The organism is Chroococcidiopsis thermalis PCC 7203 (assembly GCF_000317125.1).
GTDB classification, from domain to species: Bacteria; Cyanobacteriota; Cyanobacteriia; order Cyanobacteriales; family Chroococcidiopsidaceae; genus Chroococcidiopsis; species Chroococcidiopsis thermalis.
This window is the reverse complement of record NC_019695.1, coordinates 1,020,838-1,046,433: the sequence shown is the minus strand read 5'-3', so window position 1 is coordinate 1,046,433 and position 25,596 is coordinate 1,020,838. Positions and strand designations below refer to the sequence as shown.

The following is a 25,596-nucleotide window of genomic DNA, read 5'->3' as shown; positions in this document are numbered from 1 at the left end:
GTCTAGATCGAAAGTTCGTACTGCGATCTAGACTTTTTTGTAGTTGGAATTACAATTTTTTCACTCAAGTTACACTAGCGTATACAGTATGCTTGCAAGCCGATCGGGTCTTGAAAGCTAAAAGTAAGGATGTGTACTCGACATTGGATCGAGTTTAATTCTAGAGTGCGATCGCCACTATAAATCTGTTTTTTCAATTTTTAAATTGTTTAGAGTAAGACAGATTGCTATCTGTTATTGCCAGTTTGCTATGCGTGTGAGGAGTCATGGATTCAGGTTTTTTCTGTCAAGTAAAAGCGACAGCTAAAATAACTTTGTGGTTAAGTTTATTAGCAGCAAGTCTTTCAATCGGCGTACTACCAGTAGAGGCAAATGAGAATAATTTAGAATCATCTCAGACCGATCTAGATATTATGGCACAAGTCACATCTGTATCTCAGCTTTCGGACGTACAACCTACAGATTGGGCATTTCAAGCATTACAATCTTTAGTAGAAAGATACGGTTGCATTGCTGGCTATCCTGATGGAACTTATCGCGGTAATCGTGCATTAACGAGATATGAGTTTGCGGCTGGGTTGAATGCCTGTTTAGACAGAGTCAACGAACTCATTGCTACAGCCAGCGCCGATGTAGTAGACAAACAGGACTTAGACACCTTGCAAGCTCTGCAAGCAGAATTTGCAGCTGAAATTGCGACTATGCGTCGTCGTGTCGATGCTTTGGAAACACAAACAGCAGAATTAGAAGCAAATCAATTTTCCACGACGACAAAACTAACTGCTAATATCTTCCTCAACGTGACTGGAGCTTTTGCCGATGGAGATATAACAGCAGAGGGAACCAGTGTTTTTGTTCCGGCGCGGGGAGCTGATGGTAGACCTGTACGCCGGACGATTAGCGATGACCCTAATGTTACCTTCAGCGATTACCTTTTCCTCAATTTCAACACTTCATTCACAGGTAAGGATAGCCTCGTCACCCAACTCGTAGCCGGGAATGGGAATTCTCCTGCAAATACATTTGCTTCTGCTGGTTTATTTAATACCTTTGGCGTACCTTACACGGATCAAAAAGGTGTGACGGGAGCGGATAATAATGTCATCGTGCGCGAATTATTCTATAGTTTTCCGGTTGGGAAAAGTCTACAATTTACAGTTGGTCCTCGCGTTAACTGGTTTCGTCATTTTGACAATAACCGCTTCACTCTATATTTAACCGGAGCAAGTAGCTACAACTCGATTGGTAGTACTCTTCTTAATTCCGTCGATAGAGGTTCAGGAGCAGTCGTAGCCTGGGAAATTAACGACCAATTCAAATTAACTGCTGGTTATTTAGGCGAGAATACAGAATTTCTTTCTGGTTCTGCGTTCAATACTTCTAGTAATCCTAGTCAAGGTTTATTTAAACCAACTAACACAATTACAGCAGAATTAGCCTTTGCTCCTGGCAAGAATTTGAACTTGAGATTTCTCTACAACCGTTCTAACATTCAAGCAGTGAACGGACGGGTAGGTGGCGCAATTGGCGAACCGATTTATGGTTTTGTCGATGATGGGTTTGGCGGTTCAATTGAAGATGCTACAGCTAACACTTGGAACTTCAATTTTGATTGGTTAGTAACTCAAGGCATTGGTTTATTTGGACGATATACCTATGCGAGTACGAATGTTAAACCTACTACAGATGGACGACTGGATGGAGAAGTTGACGTACAGGCAATTCAAGCAGGATTAGCTTTTCCCGATTTAGGTAAAGAAGGAGCATTGTTAACATTTTCCTATCTCAGACCATTTGCTGTTTTAGACGGTCGGAACTTTTTAGTTTCTGGTGGTGGTGATGGCGGCGTACAATATGAGTTTGAGGCAACTTACTATTACCCAATTACGGATAACATTGCTCTAGTTCCCGCGTTTTATTTGATTGCCAATCCGAATAATTTCAGTGACAATCCTAATATTTATGTAGGTAATTTACGCGCTCAGTTTAAGTTTTAAAAAATCAAACATTGGTAGGGGCGCATAGTTATGCACCCCTACTGTGATACGATCGCATCTAAACGAAATTTAGCAATTTGAAAAATTTCTGCTAAAGCTTGGTTTCGTTCTGTTTCAATAGAATTTTGCAACCGTTGTTCAAAAGCTGCAAGAATGCTATCTTTTGTGTGATTTTTAACGGCAATAATAAACGGAAAATCAAACTTATTTTTATAGGCTTGGTTTAGAGATAAAAAGCGATCGTATTCTTCAGGTGTAAGACGGTCTAAACCTGCACCAGCTTGTTCTTGTACCGATGCCATTGCCATTTTGGCTTTACTACCTAAGTCAGGATGTGCCTGAATGAGTTCTATTTGTGCGTCTTGACTGGCAGTTCTGACAACATCTACCATTGTTTGATGTAATTGCGCTACGTTTTTAAACGGTCGCTCGTACCAGGCATGATAAGCGATCGCGGGCGTATCTTCAAACACTGCTCCCAAGGTTTTTACAAACTCATCTTGGCTCATTTGGTTCAGTTCTGTTAGAGAAATCATCATCAAGTTACCTAGAAAAGAATTGTCACGCAAAGACGCAAAGAACACTTTTGCGCCTTTGCGTCTTTGCGCGATCCAAATTAAGCTTAACTACCTCGATAAGTACTATAAGACCAGGGAGAAACGAGTAAGGGAACGTGATAGTGAGAATTAGGATCGGCGACTCCGAATTGTAACGGTACGCGATCGAGAAAAGCTGGCTGAGGTAGGTTCTCTATATGTTTGGTAAAGTAATCGCCGACAGAAAAAACTAGTTCATAAATACCTGATTTGAGTTCTTCATCTACTAATAATGGTGAGTCCGTACGACCGTCATTATTAGTATGAATAGTTTTTAATAGCGTTTTTTCTCCATTTGAGCTAACCGACCACAATTCAATTGTCATTTGTCGAGCGGGACAACCTTGAGCTGTGTCTAAGACATGTGTAGTAAGTTTACCTACCATATTTATCAATGCAAATATAATTTGCGATCGCGCTGATACATCGTTCGGATTTTAACAGGAATTCAGTGCAAAATCTGCGACAGAAACTTTTTAGTTCTCTCTTCTTTTGGGTTATTGAAAAATTCCGATGGTGTGGTATCTTCTATTAAACAACCATCAGCTAGAAAGATAACGCGATCGGCAACTTCGCGAGCAAAACCAACTTCATGAGTCACGCAAACCATCGTCATCCCAGAATTAGCCAGCGATCGCATTACCTGCAATACTTCTTGTACCATTTCTGGATCGAGAGCTGATGTTGGTTCGTCAAATAACATGACTTTTGGTTTCATTGCTAAAGCACGCGCGATCGCCACTCGTTGTTGTTGTCCGCCAGATAGTTGACCTGGATATTTATTTGCTTGATGGTCGATTCCGACTCTTTCTAATAGTTGCATCGCCATTTCTTCAGCCTTGCTTTTTGTCATTCCGCGCAAATGAATTGGAGCGAGAGTCACGTTTTTTAGTACAGTTAAATGAGGAAATAAATTAAATTGTTGAAACACCATTCCCACTTCTCGACGTACGATTTCGATATTTTTGAGATTATGAGAAATCTTCGTTCCATCAATTTCAATGCTACCTTTTTGATAAGGCTCCAAACCATTGAAAGTCCGAATAAAAGTTGATTTACCCGAACCAGATGGTCCCATTAAAACCACGACTTCACCTCGATTAACTGTCAGGCTAACGCCTTTCAAAACGTGGAAATTATTGCCATACCACTTTTCCACGTTTCTAGCAATAACAATTGGCTCTAAGTCAGTACTAGCGATATTACTTGAACTTATTGCGGAGTGAGAGTATGCCATAAACTGATACTTTTCCCATTAACTATTTATATCTATTTGCATGGTGGACAATGCCCACTATACATTTGACTTTTGACTTTTAACTTTTGACTTTTGACTTTTTATACAGTAGGCAATTCTGCCAGAGGTTCTCCCAACCATTTCTGAGAAAAACTATTCAACTTTCCCGATGTTTTCAAATCTGTAATAATCGCATTAACTCTTTGTAAAAGATCGGTATCACCAGGTCGTACGCCAATGTAACAAGGAGAATTCTTCAGCACAAGCTTGCGATCGATTTGTTTATCGGGGTTATCTCGCATTAATTTAGCCGCTACCACGTTGCCAGTTGCAATCAGTTCTACCTGTCCCGATACTAATGCTGATGCCGTTAAGCTGTTACTAGCAAAACGTTTCATTTTAACTGTTCCAGTAGGTAGTTTAGACAGTTCTAAATCTTCTAAAGAGCCTTGAGCAACACCTACGGTACGACCTTTCAAGTCTTCCATAGAAGCAACTTTAACATTTTGTCTGCCATAAATTCCTGAGAAAAAAGGAGCATATGGTATGGAAAAATCAATAATTTTGGCTCGTTCTTTGTTCTTACCCAAACTCGAAATTACCATATCTACCCGATTTGTTTGCAAAAACGGAATTCGGTAATTACCAACCACGGGGACTAATTCCAACTCGACCCCTAAACCTTTAGCTATCTCCCGTGCTACATCAATGTCATAGCCGCGCACTTGCATATCTGGTCCCACAGCACCAAACGGGGGAAAATCATCTGGAACAGCAACTCGTACCTTGCCAGTAGATTGAATTTGTTTTAGCGTTGTTCTAGAATTTACACCAGGTAGGCTAGTAGCTGACGCAGTACCAGATGTCACTGACATCGATTTGACATAAGATGATTCTGACGAGTTACAAGCAGCAATACTCGCCGTCATTAATAAACTTGCCAAAAACAGCGTGATGAATTGCAGCCACTTTTTAGGAATCGCGTTCATTTGAGGTAAATAGGAAATCGGGAGTCGGAACTAGCCGTTAGACTGATTTTTTCAAGCTTTGTATGTTAATTTTCGTTCTAAATTTTGACTTAAAATAGAAAGGGGATAACACAAGCAGAAATAAATCAAACCTGCAAGTGAGAATACTAATAGCGATCGCAGAGTCACATTATTAATTTGCGCCGCAGCGCGAGATAATTCAGTAAAGCCAATTACAGAAGCCAAAGAAGTTCCTTTGATAACTTGTACGGCAAATCCTACGGTTGGTGCGATCGATAATTTGAGTGCTTGTGGTAATACAATCAATCTAAGTTTTTTGAAATAGCCAAAACCTAATGCTGATGCTGCTTCCCATTGTCCTTGAGGAATAGCAGCTACAGAACCCCGCCAGATATCTGCTAAAAATGAACTAGTAAAAGCCGTTAAAGCTAAAGTTGCTGCTTGTAAAGGTGACAAATTAACTCCGAAAACCACAGAGAGTCCGAAAAAGGCAAGAAACAATTGTAATAATAGCGGCGTTCCTTCAAAAAACTCAATGTAAATCCAACTAATGCCTCGAATCCACTGGTTCGGAGAAATCCGCATCAACATCACGAGAAAACCAATAATTCCACCACTAATAAATGCGATAGCAGATAAAATCAACGTCCATTGGGTTGCAATTATGAGGTTTTTCAAAATGATTGGTATAGTAAATTCATCCATTTTTAGAAAGTCAAAAGTTAAAAGTCAAAAGTGATGCATTTGTACGGGCGGGTTTTTATCGTAAATATTTGCCGTAGTCTTAAGTGTTTGATAAACCCGCCCGTACACTAGCCAAAACACGATAAATATGTCATGGATTAGCGTCTATATTTAGCAAATTCAAAAAACCGTTTTTCTATAGCGTAAGTTAATCCTTTAATTAACCAAACAATAGCTAGATAAATGAGAGAAATCGTGAAGTAAATCTCAAAACTGCGGAAAGTTCTGGAATTCAGATAGTCCCCAGCAAATGTCAAGTCTTCAGCTGCAATTTGAGAGACAACACTAGTAAATAAAACCGCAAGAATAATTTGACCAACTAAAGCTGGATAAATATTTGATAATGCCGGAGTTAAAACAATATAGCGAAACACCGATAAGGGTTTAAATCCTAGTGCCAAGCCTGCTTCAACTTGCCCTTTATGAATGCTTTCTACACCTGCTCTGACGATTTCTGTAGAATAAGCTCCAAAGTTGACAGCTAATGATAAAATTGCTGCTTGTTCTGCTGTTAGCTTAATACCTAAATTCGGCAATCCGAAGAATATAAAGAAAAGTTGGATTAAAAATGGCGTATTTCTGATAGCCTCAACATAGGCGATCGCTAACCAATTCAAAAACCGATTTTCAGAGGTTCTAAATAACGCTCCTACGATGCCAAGAATCAATCCAAAGGCGATCGCAATTAACGATAACCTAATGGTGACAAATGCTCCCGCCGTAAACAAACCTATGTTATTCCAAATCACTGAAAAATCAAAGGTATAGTTCATAGTAGCAAGTCAAAAGTCAAAAGTTAGGAGTCAAAAGTTAGTGCGATCGCGCCAAATACTTGCAGTAGCTTAGCAATAGTAATGCTAACTTTTAAGTCAGTTACATAATTTTGAATACTGTATACAATTATCGTCTTTTGTTCTGTGTAGATCGATACAAGTCACTCTTGATAGCAATTCTCGATTGCGTGTTTTACCCAATTGAAAGCCGCTATGAAAGCAGAAATCATGTAGAAGAATCTGAAGCTGCGAGGAGTAATTCCATGCTTGTTCGCCATTTTGTCAGAATTTCGTGACTATTAAACTAAGATTTCAACCGATTTTCAGAAAATTTAGTTACAATAAATACAGAAAATAAATCGTTCATCTCTCTTAAAAACACTCTTCACCGGATGCTGAGAGAGACGGAAGTAAGGAAATATCCAGAAGGAACGCACGCGAAATAATGACCTGATTCCTTCAGGAGGCGAGATCGTGATGAATTATCAACAAAACATTCAAAAACTAGAACAAATTTACAACTACAAACCAGAACCGCAACACAATCGACCAACTCGCAGATCGTGGTTGAAAAAGATGTGGCGATCGCTCGTTACCGCTTGGAGTCACAATGCAGAAATGCGAGTGTGGCAAACCGAAGATAAAATAGGTCGTTCGTTGTGGAAGCTTTACGACCCGATAACAGGCGAGACGTTTGATTTTAACTCAGAAAATGAAGTGAGAACTTGGATTGAGGAATCATACAATCGTCCGCTAAGAAGAGAAAGAAGCTTTCGACCCTTTTACAGCTAGTTAGACTTAATAGGAGCGTGCGGTGTGCGTTCCTACTACCTTAACTTGGTGAAGCGGCTGAAGTGCAAACAGATAATTGACTGGAACGCAGCAAACAATTTAACCCTTCAGATAAACTCGGTGGCGCATCGCGCAGCTGACGATGCATCCGTAATATTACCTCTTCAGGGACTTGGCGATCGCGCCGTCGATTTCGCGCTAGACATAACCATACAGGAGTATCGACCCAAAGTCCTACAATCTGCTTGAACCCCGCAGCACGAGCGTAAACGATGACTTCTCGCCGATGTCTGCGTTGGGCATTAGTTGCATCGTAAATTGCCGTACTGACTTCGCCGCGCGAAATTTGAATTGCAGCCCTTTGAAATTGCCGTTGCACCTCGCGCCAAACTAGCAACCATTCCCCCTGAATCACCTCATTCCCAAATAGGCGTTCTCGAATTTTGTCAGTTGATATGGGTTGTAGCTTTGAGTCTGCTGCTACCAGTTGTCCTACTAAAGTAGATTTTCCACTCCCTGGTAAACCAACGAGCAGAATTAGAGAGTAGGGAGTAAAGAGTAAACCCGTGTACGACTGATCTAATGCCCCCTTTTTAAGGAAGTTGGAGGATCGCAGAACTACCTCACTCATGAAAAGATCCCCCTAGCCCCCCTTTTTTAAGGGGGGAACAAAGAAGCTACACATTATACGAGTAGAAAATTATTTTCAATTCTTCCACTCATCACTCACCACGCATCACTCACCACTAAATAACGGTTCCATCCGAAATAACGGCGTTTTTCAGCACGACAACGATGCCACTGCGGATATAGAAGCCTTCGCTTTCTCGATCTGCTTCTTCAACCCGGTCTTTGTTGATGATGCGGACATCACAACCGATCCGGGCATTTTTGTCAATAATTGCTCGTCTGATAATGGTGTTAGCACCAATTCCCAGAGGAACGTTCTCGATTTCACCATCTGCACAAACTGTTTGTCTTTCCTCTATATGGGGATCGTAGAAATCTGCCCCCATGAGTAGCGCATCTTCTACAATCGAGCCTGCTTGGATAATCGATCGCACGCCTAAGACTGAATGATGTACGCGACAGTTTTTCAAAATACAACCGTCGCCAACGATTGATTCTGTTACCTGACAATCCATCATTTTAGTAGGAGGCAAGTAACGAGCGCGAGTGTAAATTGGTGCTTCTTCCTCGTAGAAGCTAAAAGCTGGATAGGGTTGCTTTGTCAACGATAAGTTAGCATCGTAGAACGCCTCAATCGTTCCGATGTCTTCCCAGTAATCGTTAAACAAGTAGGCTTGAATGTTGTACTCTTTCGCACAAGCTGGCAGAATTTCCTTCCCGAAATCAGTTTGTTCTGGCGCTTCTTTCAGCAACTTGATTAAGACATCGCGTTTAAAAACGTAAATCCCCATTGAAGCGATGTATGGTTTTTGCTTCGCCTCTTCTGGATTTAACCCCAATACTGTAGTATCGACCTGCATGTTCAGCAGTGCATCACCTTTGGGTTTTTCGCTAAAGTCGATTACCCGTCCCGCACTGTCAATTTTCATCAAGCCAAAGTCAGAAGCGCGACGTTGTTCGATCGGGATCACAGAAAGAGTCACATCAGCACCAGTTTCGCGGTGACGCTCGACAAATTGGCGATAGTCCATGCGGTAGAGGTGATCTCCCGACAAGATTAAATATTCGTCCACGTTCCACTCTTCCATCAACCAAAGATACTGACGCACTGCATCTGCCGTACCCTGGAACCAGTTAGTGCTGTACTGCGTTTGTTGAGCTGCCAGGACTTCTACAAAGCCTTCAGTAAAACCAGAAAAGGTGTATGCACGGGCAATATGGCGATTGAGTGAAGCCGAGTTGAATTGTGTTAAAACGTATATTTTGTAAATCTCTGAGTTAATACAATTACTGACAGGAATATCGATTAAGCGGTACTTCCCTGCTAATGGTACGGCTGGCTTAGCTCGTAGCTTAGTCAGCGGATAAAGACGAGTTCCAGCACCGCCACCGAGAATAATTCCTAGTACTTTTTTCACAAATTCCTCCCGACTGCCTTTCGTTCCCAAAATTAGTGTAGAGGACTAGGTGTAAAAGTTGTTAAGAATCTAGAGGCAGAAATTTATCAGCACTACACATGAAGAATTCCTGGGAGTCTGGGGCGATCGCGGTTAGCTCGGCTTTGGCAGGCATAGAGCAGTTGAGCAGCAGCGATCGCACTTCCCAAACTCCAAAATTATCGTAAAATTTGGTGTGGTGCTACCGCTAGTCGTAGTTTTCCCCATCTTTAGGGAGCGGGGAGTAGGGAGCAGGGAGCAGAGGGAGCAAAACAATTCGCGCATTCAAAATTCTCTATACCCCACACTTCCTACACACCCCACACCCCGATAGCGCCAGTTGCTCATAGGGGGCGACGAAGTCCGCGATAGCGCCACCCCCAAGACCGCACTGGCTCCCCCAACCCTATTTACTACTAGCCACCAGCCACTAGCCACTAGTCACTGATAACTGTCAAAAAGCGATCGCGACATTCACCCCCTGGTTAGAGCCACAGAATGGAGAGTATTTGTACCTTGTCAATGAAGGGCTAGAAAGTGACTATGGAGATTACCACCCCAGACTGGGTAAAACACGCTGTTTTCTATCAAATTTTTCCCGATCGCTTTGCTAAGAGTCAACAACCCCGCAAACGGCTGTTAAAAAACGCTACTTGGGAAGAATGGGAAGAAATGCCCACTCTTCAAGGTTATAAGGGTGGCGATCTCTGGGGTGTGATGGAGCAATTAGATTATTTGCAAACGTTAGGCATTAACGCCATCTACTTCACCCCGATCTTTCAATCTGCTAGCAATCACCGCTATCACACCCACGACTACTATCGAGTCGATCCGATGTTAGGCGGAGATGAAGCTTTTCAAGAATTGCTAGAAGCTTGTCACAGCCGCGATATTAAGGTTGTTTTGGATGGAGTCTTCAATCATGCCAGTCGGGGCTTTTTCTTTTTTCACGACATTCTCGAAAATGGTCCCTACTCTCCTTGGGTAGATTGGTTCAAGATTGAAAAATGGCCCTTGTGTCCTTATGATGGCGATCGCCCTGCTAATTACGAAGGCTGGGCGGGAAATCGCGCTTTACCCGTGTTCAATCACGATAACCCAGAAGTGCGAGAATACATTATGGAGATTGCCGAATATTGGCTGAAATTCGGCATCGACGGCTGGCGGTTAGATGTGCCGTTTGAAATTAGAACTCCTGGTTTTTGGCAAGAGTTTCGCGATCGCGTCAAAGCCATCAACCCCGATGCTTATATTGTCGGTGAAGTGTGGGAAGATTCGCGAGAATGGCTGGACGGCACGCAATTTGACGGCGTGATGAATTACTTGTTTGCCGCACCGACAATCGCTTTTACGGCTGGCGATCGCGTGGATATGACACAAGTACAAGACCGTTCCTACTATCCCTATCCACCCCTGTTTGCAGCTGAATATGCCACAAAAATGCAAGAATTGCTGCAACTGTATCCTTGGGAAATTCAGTTAACGCAGTTGAATTTACTCGCTAGCCACGACACGGCGAGACTAATTTCGATTGCAGGAGGCGATCGCCCTAGTGTTGAACTTGCTACCCTATTGCTAATAACATTTCCTGGCGCTCCTAGCATCTACTATGGTGACGAAGTTGGTTTACCAGGCAAAATCGATCCAGACTCTCGGCGGGGTTTCCCTATCGAAGCCACTTGGGATCGGGAAATTCTCGAATACCACCGTCAGTTGATTGCCTTACGCCATGCATATCCTGCCTTGCGTACGGGAGATTATCAAGTGTTACACGCACAGGGCTTGGTTTATGTTTTTGCGCGAACTTTAGGCTCAGAAGAAATTGTCGTAGCTGTCAATACTGGTACTGACTCAGCACAAGTTAGTTTCGACACAAATAAGTTGCGATCGCACCCCAGCAAGTTGTTATTTGGGAGTGCAGAAATTGAGTCTATTGCTGATGGATCGCAAATGAATTTGAATCTACCTCCAAGGGCAGGTTGTATTTTGGTATAAAAACTTTGACCTAAAAATGTAGAGACGTTACATGTAAAGTCTCTACATTTTTCTATTGAAATAAACTCGGTAATAAACTAGAACCTCGCCAAAGAGCGTAAATTAAAAAGGCAAATATTAAGGTAATGACAATAGTATATATATAGCTAACACACATCAATAATCCATCATCTTCTAGCGTTGCTACTGCCAGTACTAAAATACCAATAGTTGGAAAAGAGTTTGTCAGTGGAATTGGTAACATTAATAGAATAGCTAACCAAGCAATACAAAACCCGTTAAATTGCCAAATATAAGGATTTCCCGCTATTTTCAACATGCGAGGACGAACGATTCTTTCTAGCAATCTGGTACACCTTTTCAAGTTTTGTAACAATTGCTGGGCAAACCAGCGAGGAAATTTGAATTGAGCAACTTTTTTCGGTAACCAAGGCGATCGCCTTCCCAATGCCATTTGTAGGGATAAAATTAAGCAAGCTATTCCTGGTATGCCAGTAAAACCAGGCGGATGAGGGAATAAAAATGGTAAGACAAGTAAGGCAATAACAAGACTAAAACCTCGTTCTGAAGTTCCTGCCAAAATATCGCTTAAAGTTAAAGGTTGTTGAGATAGTTTTTCTAGTAAAGATTTAATATCGTGTGAAAATTTTAAATGCATGTTAGCTAAATCGTAAGTCGTAAGTCGTAAGTCGTAAATTAGAAATAAAAACACTCAATACTTGTGCCATTGTTCGCTGCTCTTTGCTGTCTTAATTTTCCTTACTCGATCGCTTTAGTACTAATCTGGTACTAAAACTGCTACCGCTTGGGGAATGACGCGAAATTCTGCGGGAGTGTAAGCGGTGATTTCTCCATCGGTATTAATGGGACGGGGTTTTCTAGTCGCAACACGGATTTTTTGACCGTGCAAGGTACGGACTCCAGGTAAGGCTGTATGCCTACCTTGACGCATTGCGGGTAATAAAGGAATCATCTGCCACCAGTGACGCAATTCCAGACTGTATAAGTCTAGCCTGCGATCGTCGATCGCCGCATCATGAGTGATTGCCATGCCACCACCGTAGTAGCGTCCGTTACCAACGGCAATTTGTACGGTTTTGACTCGAATCGCATCTTGATTATTAATCCGAATTTCGGCTCTGAAGGGTCGAGATTGCCAGAGAACCTGAATTGCTGCCATTGCATAGGCTAAAACTCCCCATCGACGTTTAGACTCTTTCGTCAGTTTCTTAGCGATTTGGACGCTCAAACCGAGGCTAGCAACGTTAAAAAAATGCTTGCCATTCACCCAACCTAAGTCAATCCAACGGACTTTTTGACTCGCAATAATCTCACACGCTTCAGGTAGAGAATTGGGAATTTCTAAAGTTCGAGCTAGATCGTTAGCAGTCCCTAGAGGTAATATTCCTAAAGGTAATCTAGTCTCGACTAATGCATCTACTGCCGCGTTGAGCGTCCCATCTCCACCACCAATAATTACTAAGTCTACTTGATGGCGATAGTAGCGGATCAGTTCGGCTAACTGCCGAGGATGTTCTATTGGCTTTTCTAATAAATCTAAATCTAACTGCTGTAACTGTTCTATGGCAGCAGCAATCCGCTGCTGTCCGTGACGGGCATGACGATTGACTAGCAGTAAGGCTCGCTGTTTCACGATCGATTACAGGTGAGGGTTGCTGCCATGCCCTTGAACGCGCATTTAGAGGCGATCGCGGGTAAGGCTTAATACTAATTTTATCTAAATTAAATCTTTTGATAAATTTATTTTGCTCTCTGACAAGTTAAAAGCAATTTAATTCACAATCTTTCACGCAAATAAAGAGTAGGGCGGGCATTGCTTACCCTATCATAATTCTGACTTTTTATAGATATATAAACATTTGAAAGTTTTAGATGAAACTACGTCCATTCTAATTTTCGAGAGTCATGCCATTGTCTGCTTGAGATAAATTGGCAAAGTCTCTTGACTAACAAGATAAATCGAGAGATCGATCTAAGTTTGTAGAGAATTAGATATGAGCGTAGCTGTTGGTATAGACAAGGCATTAGTTGGTACAGATAAAAATGATGTCATATTCGGTACAACGGATAGCGATACTATATTCGGTGGAGCAGGACATGATGCCATTTTTGGACAAGCAGGTAACGATATATTGAACGGTGACGATGGTAATGACCTGTTACAAGGTGGAGACGGTAACGACAAGATCGACGGTGGTAATGGTAGCAATGTCATATTTGGTGGTAATGGTCATGACATTTTAGTTGCCCGGAATGACGTTGACAGCGGCACTAATTTTATATTTGGCGGTAGTGGAAATGACTATATCAATGGTAGTTCTAATGATGACTATTTATATGGCGAAAATGGGAACGATGAATTGTTCGGCTGGTTTGGGAACGATACTATAAATGGGGGTGCTGGCAATGACAGAATTCAAGGCGCTTTTCACCATAGCAGAACAGACGAAATCGATGTCATGACTGGATGTAGAGGGGCAGATACTTTTGTCTTGGGTGGAAGGTCTTATGGCGAAATGCAACCGCTCTATCGAGGTGACAACCGTAATTACGGTCTAATTACAGACTTTAATAAAAATGAAGACGCGATCGAACTCAACAAATGGGAGGGCGATCTAAGGCACGATCGCGCTATAGAAGTTCGATATAGTCTGGGTGCTGCACCAGTAGGATTACCTCAAGGAACGGGTATATATGTAAATAGCCCAGGACAATCACCAGATCTGATTGCTATTCTTCAAGGTGTCGATCCAAATTCTCTGAATCTGAAGGCAAGCTATTTCAAAATTGTAGATTGAATTAGATCGAGTAGGGTGCGTTAATAACGCACCCTAATAGCCATTTACAACAGTCCGCGATAACGAATAAAAACTAATATAACTGCCCAAGAACCCAAGGCGACTTTGACGGCTACCAGGATATTAAGTAGCGGAATTACTCCGCCGCTGACAAGTGCGCCCAACTCTCCGTGCGGTAGTTCAAATCCAGACAGAGTTATTGCCGCTAAGAGGACGAAAATCAGCACCGAAACTTTCTCCCATGTAGCAGCGTGCCAGCGCTTGTAGATACTTTGCATCTTCTCTGGTGATGAAGTAATTGCCACCAGACCGATCGCCGTTCCTCCCGCTACCCCAGCCGCAAAACCGCCGCCTGGGCTGAGATGTCCCCGAATCGCCAGTTCAATCCCCACTAAAGCTGCAATTGTCGCCCCTAATCGCGCCAGTACAATTGATGGCTGATCTGTAAAACGATAGACTTTAGCGGATGGCTGTTCGTTCGCTAACAAAAAATGAGCGCCCATAATGGCGATCGTAAATACGACCACCTCAAAAATGGTGTCGTACAGTCGATTTCTAAAAATAATCCCTGAAACCGCATTGGGTACTCCGCTATCTCGTACAACTGATTCGACAATTGACAGCGAGAAATCCGGTGCGGGATTGGACATGATGAGGATTTTGACAAACAAAGCTATTCCTGCGGCAATGTAGACCCATTTCATGAATGTTTCTCCTCTGGAATGCTGACATAGGTAATGCTTGTTGCAGGTGATGAAAGTTCGGCTTGTATGATGTCATAGATCCGCTGCACTCTGGTGACGGTATGGTAGGGTTGTTTTTCCGCATCAGGCGTTGTGCAATCTATGTCTTCGGGTCGCGTACAAGTTGCGTGTACTTCTTTCTCCATCAGCGCTTGGTGCAAATCCTGTTGGTCTTTGTAGGTCACTAACTCAAGTCGCATGTGACGTTTGCCCAAAATTGCCCGTAAGTCATCTAGCAGTTGCCCAAAATGGCGATTGCCTTCGCTATCTGTCGCGATCGCTCCTTCTGCAAGTACGCCTAGACGCATCACCATTGACGATCGCACCGCCACGGCATAGAGAGTAATCGCTAGCATTGTACCGACTAATGCTTCGGTCAAAGACACATCCGCCGCCCCCAAAACTGCATAGACCATTGCTGCCACGGCTCCCAAAATGCCGCGAATCACCAAGGCATGATATGGATTGACCTGAAAGACGACCATCGCAGCGGACAGCGGCAACAGAGCCACTAAGACATAGATATAGCTATCCATCATTGCTACCCCTGCTACTGGAACAGTATGCCAACACGTACCCCAGCACTGTATTCCAAATCGCCAAGGAAATAATGGCGAGGATCAGTAACGGCGATTCTCTGGGTCTTTTTAGCAGTAGCCCGATGATGATACTCATCGATCCGAGTGTATCTGCAACTGAAAGACCGTGCAGTTTAAATAATAGCGATCGCTTGCCTAGCAGGGGGAAGGTTCCCCAAAACCAGAAAAATACTCCTATACCCATGCAGGTATAACTCAACACGTCGATTGCCATATTACTCGTTTAATAAATCGCTCATTCGTTTAATCACTTGTGCCAGCAGCATCAGTGAAGCATTCCCCACGCTGAGAATAATGACTCCTACCACACCAATCGACCAGTCATCGCGCAAGACGGATACGACTAAGATCGTGACTGATGTTTTTGTCGCAATACTGGCAAATGCCAACATAGTTTGCCAAATGTTGCCATCCTTACATGCGACGTAAATCGGGATCAGCAGAGCCAGAATCATTGCAATCAATACCAGATTCATGTTTTCCTCCGTCGCACCCGATGGACTTCGTACCAGCCGTCTTCGCGGTATTTCAAGACAATGGTTTTTGGCGTAAAGGTAATCAGGAAAATATCTAGAAATATCAGACCTGGTGTCCGTCGCGGTGGCACTCGTTCTAAGGTGACTTCTTCTTGAGTATGGGGACGGAAAATGATTTCAAATGCCTCAACATATGCCTGTGGAATTGCTATGAGGATCTTACCCAGCGCCCGCAGCCAGTCTTTTAAAGCTGCTCGCGATTTGGGGCTTCCTGGCAATAAAAAGGCAACAGCAACGCCGATGATGATATTTGCCACACTAAAATTAGCAGTGAGCAAAAACCAGATAGCCAGTCGTAGTATGAGATTCAGATATCCAATCATGCCCACGCCATCCAGAAAAGTAGGATTAACATCAAACTCATCACGCCAATTAGATGCTCGAATTGTTCGAGCATACGCGGTAACCTGAGTACTGTCCGTCGAAAGATCGTCAAATATGCCAACCAGCCAACGCCAACGATCGCGATTGCTTTGACCATATTCGCCACGGTATACGCTTCGTAATACAGCACGTTTGTCACAACCAATGCACCGATTAACAGCGTTACCGCTACCCAGAAACCATAATTAACTTCCTGTTGTCTCTCTTGTCGCTGATGGGGTAGAAAGATAAATCTGGCATATGCTGTTGCCGTTCCTATAGCCGCAACATTCATGGCGATTGTTTGCCAGGGCAACACGTTGTTCAGGGTTGACATTTTCGCCCCAAAGCCAACCAATAGGGGAAAGCCGGAAATTGAGAGGCTACCTACGACCAAGACAATCCAGATTGCAGTACCGATTGGCTGGTGTTGCAGTTCCTTGATATTTCGGCTCGGTAAAGTACCCACGCTCAGAAATAGCGCCGATTTAACCAGCCCGTGCGCCAGCGCATAAAAGCCGCCTACTTCAGGTGCAGCAAGAATCCAGCCTAGCTGCGATATCGTACTCAACGCCAACGTGCGCTTGTTGTCTTGTTCCCAGATTGCATAGAATACTCCTAGCAGCGCTGCCCCAACTCCAAAAATGCGGACGATCGCATCCACCTCGTCAAACATCAGGGCGCACCGCACTATCGGAAAAATGCCAGCTTTTACCACAATTCCCGACAGCATTGCTGATACTGGCGTTGCCGATTCGGAGTGGGTTAACGGCAACCACAAGCCCGACACGAAGACTCCTCCTTTTGTCAAGAGTCCCAAGAAGATGAGGGCAAGTGCTTCGATTGGTGCGCCACGCAAACCGGCAAAAGCAAATGAATGATGCACCTGATAGACCAGTACTGCGCCAACTAGATAGAACAGCATTGCCGTGTTGCTGACAAACAGATAGCGCAAGCCAACCCAAATCGAGCGATCGCTTCGAGGATAAGCAATTAAGAGAAATGCCGCAATACCAATTACCTCTAGCGCCACGTATAGACTAATAAAATCCGCACAGACAAACGCAGCATTGAGGCTGCCATGTAGGATGATAATCTGTGCGTAAAAAAAAGCTGTCTTACCACTGCGCCAGCAGTAAAGAATCACCGCTGCCGTTACCAAGGCATTAGTCAATATAAAGTAGCCGCTCAATCGGTCTACTAATAATGTGACACCGAAACTATCTAGTAACTGTAGTGATAGTGGAGATGTAACAAATAGCAGCAACGCATATGTCCCCGAAACTAGTGCTACGCATAATGCGAGATACCGATCGAGTTTGGGGAACAGATAAGCGACAAATCCGACAAAAAACGGTAGTGCAATCCAGGCGATCGTAGTGGTACTCATGGCGTATTATTTTTCTCGATCTCGTTGCTTTCTAATGTCGGATTATCTCTTGCCAATTTCATCACACCGACTAGCATTAAAGCCTGAATTGAAAATCCAATCACGATCGCCGTCAATATGACTGCCTGGGGAACCGGATCGGAGTAAGCGATATTTTGGACATCTGAAACAATCGGTGCGAACAAACCATCTCGCGATGCAATCAGCACGTAATAGGCAATTACCCCCGTACTCATGACATCCATAGAGACGATTTTCATCACAAGATTCTTTTTGAAGATGATACCGAAAAATCCGCACAATATTGTTGCTAATACGCACGCTTCTAACACGAGGATTGCCTGTTAAGTAAGTTTCGGTCGTAGATTTTTATTGCAATACAGATTTCAGCAAAATGTTGTCATTTGTCATTCGTCATTTGTCAAAGTGCAGTGAGCGCGGCACGATCCGATAAATGACATTTTCCCAACTAACATTAGAACTGTCATAGCACTAGATTTTTGACTTTTAACTTTTGACTTTTGACTTTCAACAACTAATTGCTGCTACTACAGCGATTTGGATTCAGCAAAGCTATCCCGCAGGGAATCGTCATAACACACTTCACACTTCATGGCGCAAGAATTTACGAGCGATGATAATCATTTGCTAGTTTTTCCAGTAAAGTGGGCATTGCCCCTGCTCCCTACTCCCTGTTTTGGTCACGAAACTCATTCGCTCAACTTTAAAACAAGTTTTTAATTCTTGCTATAATTAAATATTAATATTAACTCAAGCATTTTGTAAATTATTTGAGTTGGGGCGATCGCGCTCAAATTCAATCAGCGCTAAGTCGAGCAAGACTTATACTTATTTTCTATATATTACCTGCGATCTTCTCTATGCTTTCTGTTCATTTGACGAATGAGCCAATAACTAATTGAGAGGGCAAAACTAGCCGTTGCTAGACCGATTAAATCTATACCTGTAGCTTTACTAAAATCAAAAATAATCAGCTTGCGGGCTACAGCAATTAAGGCAGTTACAATTACTAGTTCAACTTGAACGACGTGTTTTCTGAGGTAAGCAGTAATATTTTCTAATAATTCTAGAGCAATGAGAATATTCAGGAACATCCCGAAAATTTCGATGAGAGTCTTATTGAAAAAACCAATCGGCTCCCTAAATAAATCTTGATACAAAAAAATTATTAAGTCAACTAAAGAAACTAATATAACACCCACTAGAGCGAGTGACAAAATTTTTGAAACTAGGTTCTCAACCAGGTGAATGCTTTTGAGGAAACCTTCATCTGCCAATAACTCTTTAGTTGAAATCGCTAGTTTTTTCCAAGGACTTATCATGCTCTTAAACTCGCATTGCTGTCTACCGATACTAACTAATATCTCACTGTTATGGTGCATCAGTATAGCGATCGCCTGAGAAAAGGTAAAAGGCAAGACGTAAGAGGCAACTTAATTCAAACTTACGACTTACGACTTACGACTTACGAATTACCACTTATTGTTGCAGTGCTGGATCGGTGAAATCGCTCAAACCTTGGCTCGAAGCACTTCCAACATCGGCAGTAACCCTATCATTACTATTTACCAATGCAACTGCTTGTCGCAATGCAGCCAGCCGATCTGTCATTAAATTTTGTGGGGGTAAAAGATCGAAGATGCCTAACTTTTCTAACCGCCGCTGCACGGAACCAGTGGCACCAACGATAAAAACGTGACGACCCTGTTCGACTGCATCTTTTATTGCATTTTCAATTGCTAAAGAAGCAGTCACACCTAGCATCGGTACATCGCTCAAATCTAGAACCAAAACATCGTGGTCTGCCATTGCTGTATGTTCGCGGGCGATCGCTTTGGATACGCCGAAAATCATCGGTCCGCTGAGGTAGAATAACAGCACGCGATTGTTAGCGCGATCGAGTAACTGTTTTTCTTCCTGATTTAATACGATCTCATCATCGGCATCGCTAATGGTTTTGACATCTTGCGCTTGCAGATTAGATAAACGCTCGATGGTCAAGATGTTAGCAATAAACACTCCCACTCCAACCGCCACAATCAGATCGACAAATACCGTCAGTAACAGCACCCCATACATAATTAGCGTTCCCTTCAGGGAAACCTTGTGGGCGCGTTTTAAGAAACTCCAATCTAAAATGTCAATCCCAACTTTCAGGGCAATTCCAGCTAATACAGCCATTGGAATCACCTGAGTCAAACTTGCAGCCCCTAAAACGACGACTAGTAGAATTAAAGCGCGAGTTATTCCAGATATAGCTGTGGTTGCACCCGTTTGAATGTTCACCACCGTACCCATTGTCGCACCTGCGCCAGGTAAGCCGCCAAACAGTCCAGAAACTAAGTTACCAATCCCTTGACCGATTAATTCTTTATCAGAGTTGTGTTGAGTACGTGTAATACTGTCGGCAATTACGGCAGTCAGCAAAGTATCAATACAGCCCAACATCCCTAGAACAACACCATCGAGAAACATGGTTGTGATTTGACCAGGAGTAAAGATGGGCATCTGTAACTGTGGCAATCCCATCGGAATCTCGCCAATCCGCCGAATATCTGCACCTGGAAAGAGAACCAGAGAAACTACTGTGCCAACTACCAGTGCTACAAGTTGAGGCGGGACGAAACGCTTGAATTTAGATGGCATTAAGAAAATAATTGCCAGTGTTAGCGCCCCTAACCCAGCTTCGATTGGATCGGTGTTTGCTAGCAGTTGAGGTATGCTCTGCACCGTACCCAAAACCCCACCTTTAGGTGCTGCTTGCCCGACAAACGGCGCAATTTGCAAAATAATCAGTATGACTCCAATCCCAGACATGAAGCCAGAGATCACGCTGTAGGGCATCAGCGTCACGTATTTCCCTAGCTTAAATGCCCCAAAGATAATTTGAAAAATCCCCGCCAGCATCACGACGGTAAACGCCATTGCCAAGCCATTCTCAGGGTTGCTTGCCGTTAAACCAGCAACGATCGCCGTCATCACCACGGTCATCGGTCCGGTTGGCTCGGAAATTAGAGTTGGCGTGCCACCAAACAACGCCGCAAAAAAACCAACGCAGACTGCACCGTAAAGCCCAGCCACGGCTCCAGCACCAGAGGCAACACCGAATGCCAATGCTAGGGGCAAGGAAACGATCGCGGTGGTTAAACCACCAAATAAATCGCCTCGTAAATTTCTGAAGTGAATTTTGTTTGTTATTTGCATGAGAAAGAGACGAAAGACAACAGCAAACTAAGCAACCTTGCTACATAGAGCCAAAACTATTTATGACTACGAAAAAATTTGATGCTTGGTAGATTTTCCGATCGCAACATGTCGAGTTAGAATACATCTAAGGTTAGATGTCGGATTACGAAATTCAATATCTCAAAGTGGCATTTTTTGAAAAATCTCGATAAGAAATTGGCTGGTAATAAGTTGCTACTTTGCAACCAACCAACAAAGCAAAATATAGGTTTCTCAACCACATGGCGATTGTCGCCGTATCTTGTTTTGAGAGGTTAAAGTAGTTGCAAGTAACTTGAATCTGAATCGGCTAAGATCGAACCTAAATGCAATTCCAGGCATAAGCAACAATTAACAACAAGTTAATTGCAAGATATTTATCCCGGTTTCAGGCAGTCATTGACTTCAAAAACTATGTGCTTTGAAGCTTTTGGAGCTGCTTGAAAAGTTACATTAAAAATAGATTACAACTTTTAGAGCGAGTTTAGTTAATTTAATGAAATAAATATTGAATAAATCTTATATGGTTGCGATAGATAAGATCCTATACGCAAGCGGCTCTACTAGCTTCTATGGAGGGGATTTACCCATATAATTAGAACCTATTATTACATCTATTGAATCTAATTATTGTGCCGATTATTACTTCTTTCTCAGTAGGGTGGGCATCGCCCACCCTACTAATAACTAACCGACATCGTCGTGGGCGAAACGGTTGTAGAGGAAGTCTAAAGCGTAGTTGCGCAGTTGATAGTATTGTGGATCTTCCATGATGCGAGCGCGATCGCGGGGACGGGCGAAAGGAATATCTAACACCTCGCCAATTTTAGCGTGAGGACCGTTGGTCATCATCACCAGGCGATCTGCTAAGAATAGTGCCTCGTCAATATCGTGGGTGATCATTAACACGGTGCATTTATGGTCGTTCCAGATTTTCAGTAACTCTTCCTGCAACTCCTCTTTGGTAATTGCATCCAACGCCCCGAAAGGTTCGTCTAAAATCATCACCTTGGGACGAATTGCCAAAGCACGGGCGATCGAAACCCGCTGTTTCATTCCCCCAGATAGTTGCGGTGGCTTCTTATCTGCGGCTTCCGCGAGTCCAACCATTGCCAAATGTTCCCGCACGATCGCCCGCTTTTCTGCTTCTGGCTTGTTGGGATGTACGGCATTCACTGCCAAATAGACATTTTCAAACGCAGTCCGCCAAGGGAGCAAGGCATAGTTTTGAAATACCACCATCCGATCTGGTCCTGGTTTAGTCACGGGACTACCATCAACTAAAACATCTCCTGAAGTGGGATGAGCAAAACCCGAAACCATATTTAACAGCGTACTCTTACCGCAACCGGAGTGACCGATCACGCAAATAAACTCCCCTTCATAGACACTGAGATTCACCCCATCAAGGACAGTGAAGGGACCGTTTTTGGTGGGATAGACTTTACAAACGTCCTTAATCTGTACGAAAGCCTGACGATTAGACTGCACTGTAGAGAGTGGCTTGCCTAAACGATTTCTGGCGATGTCTGTATAAGCAAAAGCGTTGTTCATTATGGTAATTGGTAGTTGGTAGTTGGTAATTGGTAGTTGGTAGTTGGTAGTTGCTGAGAGGCAAGTTCTTCTCTACTTACGACTTACAACTTACGACTTACGACTTTACCCATTACCCATTAACAATTCAGCTAGGCTGCTCTGCGGATTGGTGCGTCGAGAATCACTTCGGCTACAGAGAAGTCACGTTTGATTGCTAGACTGTTGAGATAGCCGAGTGGGTCGTCGGCATTAAATACAGTCCCGTCGAAGAGTTTGAGCGGCTGGCGGGTGTAGCTGACATCTAAGCCGAGTTCTCTAGCAGCTGTACTGAAGACTCCGACACGGCAGATCCGTTCGATAATTTCTACCCAATTTCTGGGGAAGGGAGTGTGACCCCAACGTGCTAGTTGAGTCACGATCCAAGTTTGCTCCGTGCGGCTGGGGCGATTGATTGCAGCTTCAGAAAAGAATTGGTGGTGAGCATACTCCCGCATTGGACTACTCAGATCGCAACTGCTGCTATCGGGGTCTAGCAACTGAATATAATCGACGCTGGTACTAACATATTCCCGCCGTGCCAAAATGTGACGAATTTCTTCAGCATTTTCTGGCAAAGAGCAATAGTAGCAAGCTTCTAAAAGTGCTTTGACTAGAGCGATATGCGTGTTAGGATACGCTGCTGCCCAATCTTCCCGCACGCCCAGAACTTTTCCTGGGTGTCCCAGCCAAATTTCTAAATCGGTAGCAGCGGTAAAGCCAATTCCTTCTTCAGCAGCGCGGTAGTTCCAAGGTTCGCCAACGCAGAATCCATCAATACTACCCGCTTTGAGGTCGGCAACCATTTGGGCTGGGGGAATGGTGTGAACGTCAACATCTAAATCGGGGTCGATACCACCTGCGGCTAGCCAGTAGCGCAAGAGGACGCTGTGCATTGAGGAAGGATGTACGACCCCCATCGTATGCCGCTGGTCGCGGGTACGCAGCAAGTGCTGTTTGAAGTCGGTGAGGTTGTAAACTCCTTGGTCGTAAAAGCGTTTTGATAAGGTGATGGCGTTGCCGTTACGAGTCATGGTTAAAGAAGTAACCGTGGGTATCGGTTTATTCTCATGACCACCCAAAGTCAACCACATTGGCATCCCTGAAGGCATTTGGGCAGCATCGATGTAGCCGCCTGCAATTCCATCGACAATCCCGCGCCAGCTGGTTTCCCGTACTAGGGTGACTTCATCTAAGCCATGCTTGGCAAAGAAACCTTTTTCTTGAGCGATCGCCAGTGGTGCGCAAGCGGTTAAGGGAACGAAGCCGATTTCCAAATTGACTTTTTCTAAACCGTGGCGGGCAACAGCTGTTTTCTTCCGCGCCCGAATTTGCTTGACTCGTTTTTGCTGATTTAAAAAGTAGATCATTTCGCTGCGCAGACTGTAATAGCTGGGATGTTCTACAACCTGCATCCGCTTACGAGGTCTGGGGATATCTACTTCTAAAATGCCACCAATTTTCGATTCGGGTCCGTTGGTTAACATGACGATGCGATCGCTCAGCAATACAGCTTCGTCTACATCGTGCGTCACCATCACGGCTGTGACTTGGTTCTCTTCGCAGATTTGCATCAGCTGTTCTTGCAAGTTACCCCGCGTCAGTGCATCTAACGCCCCAAAGGGTTCGTCCAGTAACAACAACTTCGGACGCAGCGCTAAAGCACGGGCGATCGCCACCCGTTGTTTTTGTCCCCCCGATAGCATTCCTGGTGGCTTATCGGCATGGGGACGCAAACCTACCATATCGATGTGCTTTTCGACAATGGCGCGGCGTTCTCCCGCAGGTGCGCCCTTCATTACAGCATCTACAGCCAGGGCGATGTTTTCCCGTACCGTCCGCCAAGGTAGAAGCGAGTAGTTCTGAAACACCACCATTCGGTCTGGTCCTGGCTTGGTAATTCTTTGTCCTTCCAGAGTGACAATTCCCTCTGTGGGCAGGTCTAATCCTGCAATCATGTTGAGTAGCGTCGATTTACCGCAGCCAGAGTGACCGATCAGCGATACAAACTCACCCTTTTTAATCTGAAGGTCAATGCCTTTGAGAGCAATGTATTGTCCCCCACCGACGAGATTGAAAACTTTATCTATTTGGTCAACAGCAACGAATACAGACATGGCTATTTGGTAATTGGTAGTTGGTAATTGGTAGTTGGTAAGGACGGAGTGCGGGGAGATTTTGATTTTTGACTTTTGCCTTTTGACTTCTCCCTTGTCTCCCTTGTCCTCCTTGTCTCCCTTGTCTTATTTTTGTTCTGCTGGCAAGATCAGCGTTTGTATCCAAGCCATGAGTTTGTCGAGTAACAAACCAACTACACCAATGTAAATTAGGGCAAGGATAACTTCGCTGACGTTGTTGTTTTGATAAGCTTCCCAGATGAAGAAACCAATGCCGACGATACCGGACATGACGATTTCAGCAGCGATAATTGCCAGCCAAGCTAGACCGATCGCAATTCGTAGCCCTGTGAAAATGTAGGGTAGTGCCGCAGGGATGAGAATGTTGAAAAAGTATTCTTTTTTAGTTAATTGCAGTACTTTGGCGACGTTGTTGTAATCGCTGGGAATTTCTTTGACTCCTACTGCCGTGTTGATCAAAATGGGCCAAATTGCCGTGATGAAGATAACGAATAAGGCAGCGGGTTCGTTTTGTCTGAGGGCAGCTAGAGAGATGGGAACCCAAGCTAGAGGTGGTACTGTTCTGAGTAATTGGAAGAGTGGATCTAGTGCTTTGGACATCACTTTCGACGTACCAATTAAGATTCCTAAGCCGATTCCTACAATTGCCGCTAATGTGTAACTAATTGCTACCCGTTGCAAGCTCGCCCAGATCTGCCAAAATAAGCCTTTATCCGTGCCACCTCGGTCGTAGAAGGGCCAGAAAATTAATATCCAAGTGTCTTGAATAACTTTTATAGGTCCAGGTAATGTGGCTCCTGGTGTGAGAGAAAAGAGTTGCCAAATTGCTAAAAAGATCGCGATCGCGATAAATGGTGGTAAAAAGTCAGGCAGTCTTTTTTGCAAGCCTGCTAAAAAGCTATTATCTGCGCTAGCCCGTCTTCTAGGAGAATATGTAGTCATCGATCGTCTGTTCCTCAGATTTACATGGATAGTTGATAGTAATTGCTAATTCCGAATTC

General features: G+C 43.7%; 27 protein-coding genes and 1 riboswitch. Of the genes, 4 read left to right on the top strand and 23 right to left on the bottom strand.

Annotated features, from left to right (window positions below):
- Nucleotides 1-266: 266 nt before the first annotated feature.
- Nucleotides 267-1,997, top strand: a complete 1,731-nt coding sequence (locus CHRO_RS04605; protein ID WP_015153016.1) for an iron uptake porin — start codon at nucleotides 267-269, stop codon at nucleotides 1,995-1,997.
- A 38-nt stretch (nucleotides 1,998-2,035) separates the two neighbouring features.
- Here CHRO_RS04605 and uraD read toward each other — a convergent pair whose 3' ends face one another.
- The 6 genes from uraD to CHRO_RS04575 all read right to left on the bottom strand — a co-directional run bounded on the left by uraD (nucleotide 2,036) and on the right by CHRO_RS04575 (nucleotide 6,336).
- Nucleotides 2,036-2,536, bottom strand: a complete 501-nt coding sequence (uraD, locus tag CHRO_RS04600; protein ID WP_015153015.1) for a 2-oxo-4-hydroxy-4-carboxy-5-ureidoimidazoline decarboxylase — start codon at nucleotides 2,534-2,536, stop codon at nucleotides 2,036-2,038.
- A gap of 83 nt (nucleotides 2,537-2,619) precedes the next feature.
- A complete protein-coding gene (uraH, locus tag CHRO_RS04595) occupies nucleotides 2,620-2,979 on the bottom strand; it encodes a hydroxyisourate hydrolase (protein ID WP_015153014.1) in 360 nt (119 codons plus the stop codon).
- 62 nt (nucleotides 2,980-3,041) lie between these two features.
- Nucleotides 3,042-3,830: an amino acid ABC transporter ATP-binding protein gene (locus CHRO_RS04590; protein WP_015153013.1), complete on the bottom strand. Its 789-nt coding sequence runs from the start codon at nucleotides 3,828-3,830 to the stop codon at nucleotides 3,042-3,044.
- Between the two features lie 101 nt (nucleotides 3,831-3,931).
- Nucleotides 3,932-4,819, bottom strand: coding sequence for a transporter substrate-binding domain-containing protein (locus tag CHRO_RS04585; RefSeq protein WP_015153012.1), 888 nt, complete (start codon nucleotides 4,817-4,819; stop codon nucleotides 3,932-3,934).
- A gap of 51 nt (nucleotides 4,820-4,870) precedes the next feature.
- On the bottom strand, nucleotides 4,871-5,524 hold the full coding sequence (locus CHRO_RS04580) for an amino acid ABC transporter permease (RefSeq protein ID WP_015153011.1): 654 nt from the start codon (nucleotides 5,522-5,524) through the stop codon (nucleotides 4,871-4,873).
- Between the two features lie 137 nt (nucleotides 5,525-5,661).
- On the bottom strand, nucleotides 5,662-6,336 hold the full coding sequence (locus CHRO_RS04575; RefSeq protein ID WP_015153010.1) for an amino acid ABC transporter permease: 675 nt from the start codon (nucleotides 6,334-6,336) through the stop codon (nucleotides 5,662-5,664).
- 358 nt (nucleotides 6,337-6,694) lie between these two features.
- Nucleotides 6,695-6,774, top strand: a riboswitch (Glutamine riboswitch).
- A gap of 39 nt (nucleotides 6,775-6,813) precedes the next feature.
- Here CHRO_RS04575 and CHRO_RS04570 point away from each other — a divergent pair.
- Nucleotides 6,814-7,128 carry a hypothetical protein gene (locus tag CHRO_RS04570; RefSeq protein WP_015153009.1) on the top strand — a complete coding sequence of 105 codons (315 nt, stop codon included), beginning with the start codon at nucleotides 6,814-6,816 and terminating at the stop codon, nucleotides 7,126-7,128.
- A gap of 40 nt (nucleotides 7,129-7,168) precedes the next feature.
- Here CHRO_RS04570 and CHRO_RS04565 read toward each other — a convergent pair whose 3' ends face one another.
- Nucleotides 7,169-7,759, bottom strand: coding sequence for an AAA family ATPase (locus tag CHRO_RS04565; protein ID WP_015153008.1), 591 nt, complete (start codon nucleotides 7,757-7,759; stop codon nucleotides 7,169-7,171).
- A gap of 115 nt (nucleotides 7,760-7,874) precedes the next feature.
- Entirely contained in the window at nucleotides 7,875-9,176 is a 1,302-nt protein-coding gene (locus CHRO_RS04560) for a glucose-1-phosphate adenylyltransferase (protein WP_015153007.1), read from the bottom strand.
- 561 nt (nucleotides 9,177-9,737) lie between these two features.
- On the opposite strand from CHRO_RS04560, the gene CHRO_RS04555 reads away from it, so the two are divergent.
- On the top strand, nucleotides 9,738-11,189 hold the full coding sequence (locus CHRO_RS04555; RefSeq protein ID WP_015153006.1) for a glycoside hydrolase family 13 protein: 1,452 nt from the start codon (nucleotides 9,738-9,740) through the stop codon (nucleotides 11,187-11,189).
- Nucleotides 11,190-11,241: 52 nt separating this feature from the next.
- Here CHRO_RS04555 and CHRO_RS04550 read toward each other — a convergent pair whose 3' ends face one another.
- Nucleotides 11,242-11,847: an exopolysaccharide biosynthesis protein gene (locus tag CHRO_RS04550; RefSeq protein WP_051033326.1), complete on the bottom strand. Its 606-nt coding sequence runs from the start codon at nucleotides 11,845-11,847 to the stop codon at nucleotides 11,242-11,244.
- Nucleotides 11,848-11,967: 120 nt separating this feature from the next.
- Nucleotides 11,968-12,843 carry a lipid kinase gene (locus CHRO_RS04545; RefSeq protein WP_015153004.1) on the bottom strand — a complete coding sequence of 292 codons (876 nt, stop codon included), beginning with the start codon at nucleotides 12,841-12,843 and terminating at the stop codon, nucleotides 11,968-11,970.
- 361 nt (nucleotides 12,844-13,204) lie between these two features.
- On the opposite strand from CHRO_RS04545, the gene CHRO_RS04540 reads away from it, so the two are divergent.
- A complete protein-coding gene (locus tag CHRO_RS04540; RefSeq protein WP_015153003.1) occupies nucleotides 13,205-14,008 on the top strand; it encodes a calcium-binding protein in 804 nt (267 codons plus the stop codon).
- A 44-nt stretch (nucleotides 14,009-14,052) separates the two neighbouring features.
- On the opposite strand, the gene CHRO_RS04535 is transcribed toward CHRO_RS04540, so the two are convergent.
- The 13 genes from CHRO_RS04535 to ntrB form a co-directional block, all read right to left on the bottom strand.
- Nucleotides 14,053-14,712 (bottom strand): Na(+)/H(+) antiporter subunit B, encoded by a 660-nt coding sequence (locus CHRO_RS04535; RefSeq protein ID WP_015153002.1) that lies wholly within the window; start codon nucleotides 14,710-14,712, stop codon nucleotides 14,053-14,055.
- The gene (locus tag CHRO_RS04530) at nucleotides 14,709-15,290 is read right to left on the bottom strand and encodes a DUF4040 domain-containing protein (RefSeq protein ID WP_015153001.1); all 582 of its coding nucleotides are present in this window, start codon (nucleotides 15,288-15,290) and stop codon (nucleotides 14,709-14,711) included. The genes CHRO_RS04535 and CHRO_RS04530 overlap by 4 nt, the downstream gene beginning before the upstream one ends.
- The gene (locus tag CHRO_RS04525) at nucleotides 15,280-15,564 is read right to left on the bottom strand and encodes a monovalent cation/H(+) antiporter subunit G (RefSeq protein ID WP_015153000.1); all 285 of its coding nucleotides are present in this window, start codon (nucleotides 15,562-15,564) and stop codon (nucleotides 15,280-15,282) included. The genes CHRO_RS04530 and CHRO_RS04525 overlap by 11 nt, the downstream gene beginning before the upstream one ends.
- A 1-nt stretch (nucleotide 15,565) precedes the next feature.
- A complete protein-coding gene (locus tag CHRO_RS04520; protein ID WP_015152999.1) occupies nucleotides 15,566-15,826 on the bottom strand; it encodes a hypothetical protein in 261 nt (86 codons plus the stop codon).
- Nucleotides 15,823-16,209 carry a Na+/H+ antiporter subunit E gene (locus CHRO_RS04515; RefSeq protein ID WP_015152998.1) on the bottom strand — a complete coding sequence of 129 codons (387 nt, stop codon included), beginning with the start codon at nucleotides 16,207-16,209 and terminating at the stop codon, nucleotides 15,823-15,825. The genes CHRO_RS04520 and CHRO_RS04515 overlap by 4 nt, the downstream gene beginning before the upstream one ends.
- Complete coding sequence (locus tag CHRO_RS04510; protein WP_015152997.1) at nucleotides 16,206-17,639, bottom strand: cation:proton antiporter; 1,434 nt, start codon at nucleotides 17,637-17,639, stop codon at nucleotides 16,206-16,208. Before CHRO_RS04510 ends, CHRO_RS04515 begins: the two co-directional genes overlap by 4 nt.
- Nucleotides 17,636-17,971 carry a cation:proton antiporter subunit C gene (locus tag CHRO_RS04505; RefSeq protein WP_015152996.1) on the bottom strand — a complete coding sequence of 112 codons (336 nt, stop codon included), beginning with the start codon at nucleotides 17,969-17,971 and terminating at the stop codon, nucleotides 17,636-17,638. The genes CHRO_RS04510 and CHRO_RS04505 overlap by 4 nt, the downstream gene beginning before the upstream one ends.
- Before the next feature lie 531 nt (nucleotides 17,972-18,502).
- Nucleotides 18,503-18,982, bottom strand: coding sequence for a phosphate-starvation-inducible PsiE family protein (locus CHRO_RS04500; protein WP_015152995.1), 480 nt, complete (start codon nucleotides 18,980-18,982; stop codon nucleotides 18,503-18,505).
- Between the two features lie 157 nt (nucleotides 18,983-19,139).
- Entirely contained in the window at nucleotides 19,140-20,864 is a 1,725-nt protein-coding gene (bicA, locus tag CHRO_RS04495) for a bicarbonate transporter BicA (RefSeq protein ID WP_015152993.1), read from the bottom strand.
- A 708-nt stretch (nucleotides 20,865-21,572) separates the two neighbouring features.
- Nucleotides 21,573-22,439 (bottom strand): nitrate ABC transporter ATP-binding protein, encoded by an 867-nt coding sequence (locus CHRO_RS04490; RefSeq protein ID WP_015152992.1) that lies wholly within the window; start codon nucleotides 22,437-22,439, stop codon nucleotides 21,573-21,575.
- A 131-nt stretch (nucleotides 22,440-22,570) separates the two neighbouring features.
- The gene (locus tag CHRO_RS04485; protein ID WP_015152991.1) at nucleotides 22,571-24,574 is read right to left on the bottom strand and encodes an ABC transporter ATP-binding/substrate-binding protein; all 2,004 of its coding nucleotides are present in this window, start codon (nucleotides 24,572-24,574) and stop codon (nucleotides 22,571-22,573) included.
- Complete coding sequence (locus CHRO_RS31620) at nucleotides 24,552-24,740, bottom strand: hypothetical protein (protein ID WP_127022596.1); 189 nt, start codon at nucleotides 24,738-24,740, stop codon at nucleotides 24,552-24,554. Before CHRO_RS31620 ends, CHRO_RS04485 begins: the two co-directional genes overlap by 23 nt.
- The gene (ntrB, locus tag CHRO_RS04480) at nucleotides 24,701-25,537 is read right to left on the bottom strand and encodes a nitrate ABC transporter permease (RefSeq protein WP_015152990.1); all 837 of its coding nucleotides are present in this window, start codon (nucleotides 25,535-25,537) and stop codon (nucleotides 24,701-24,703) included. The genes CHRO_RS31620 and ntrB overlap by 40 nt, the downstream gene beginning before the upstream one ends.
- Between the last annotated feature and the right edge of the window lie 59 nt (nucleotides 25,538-25,596).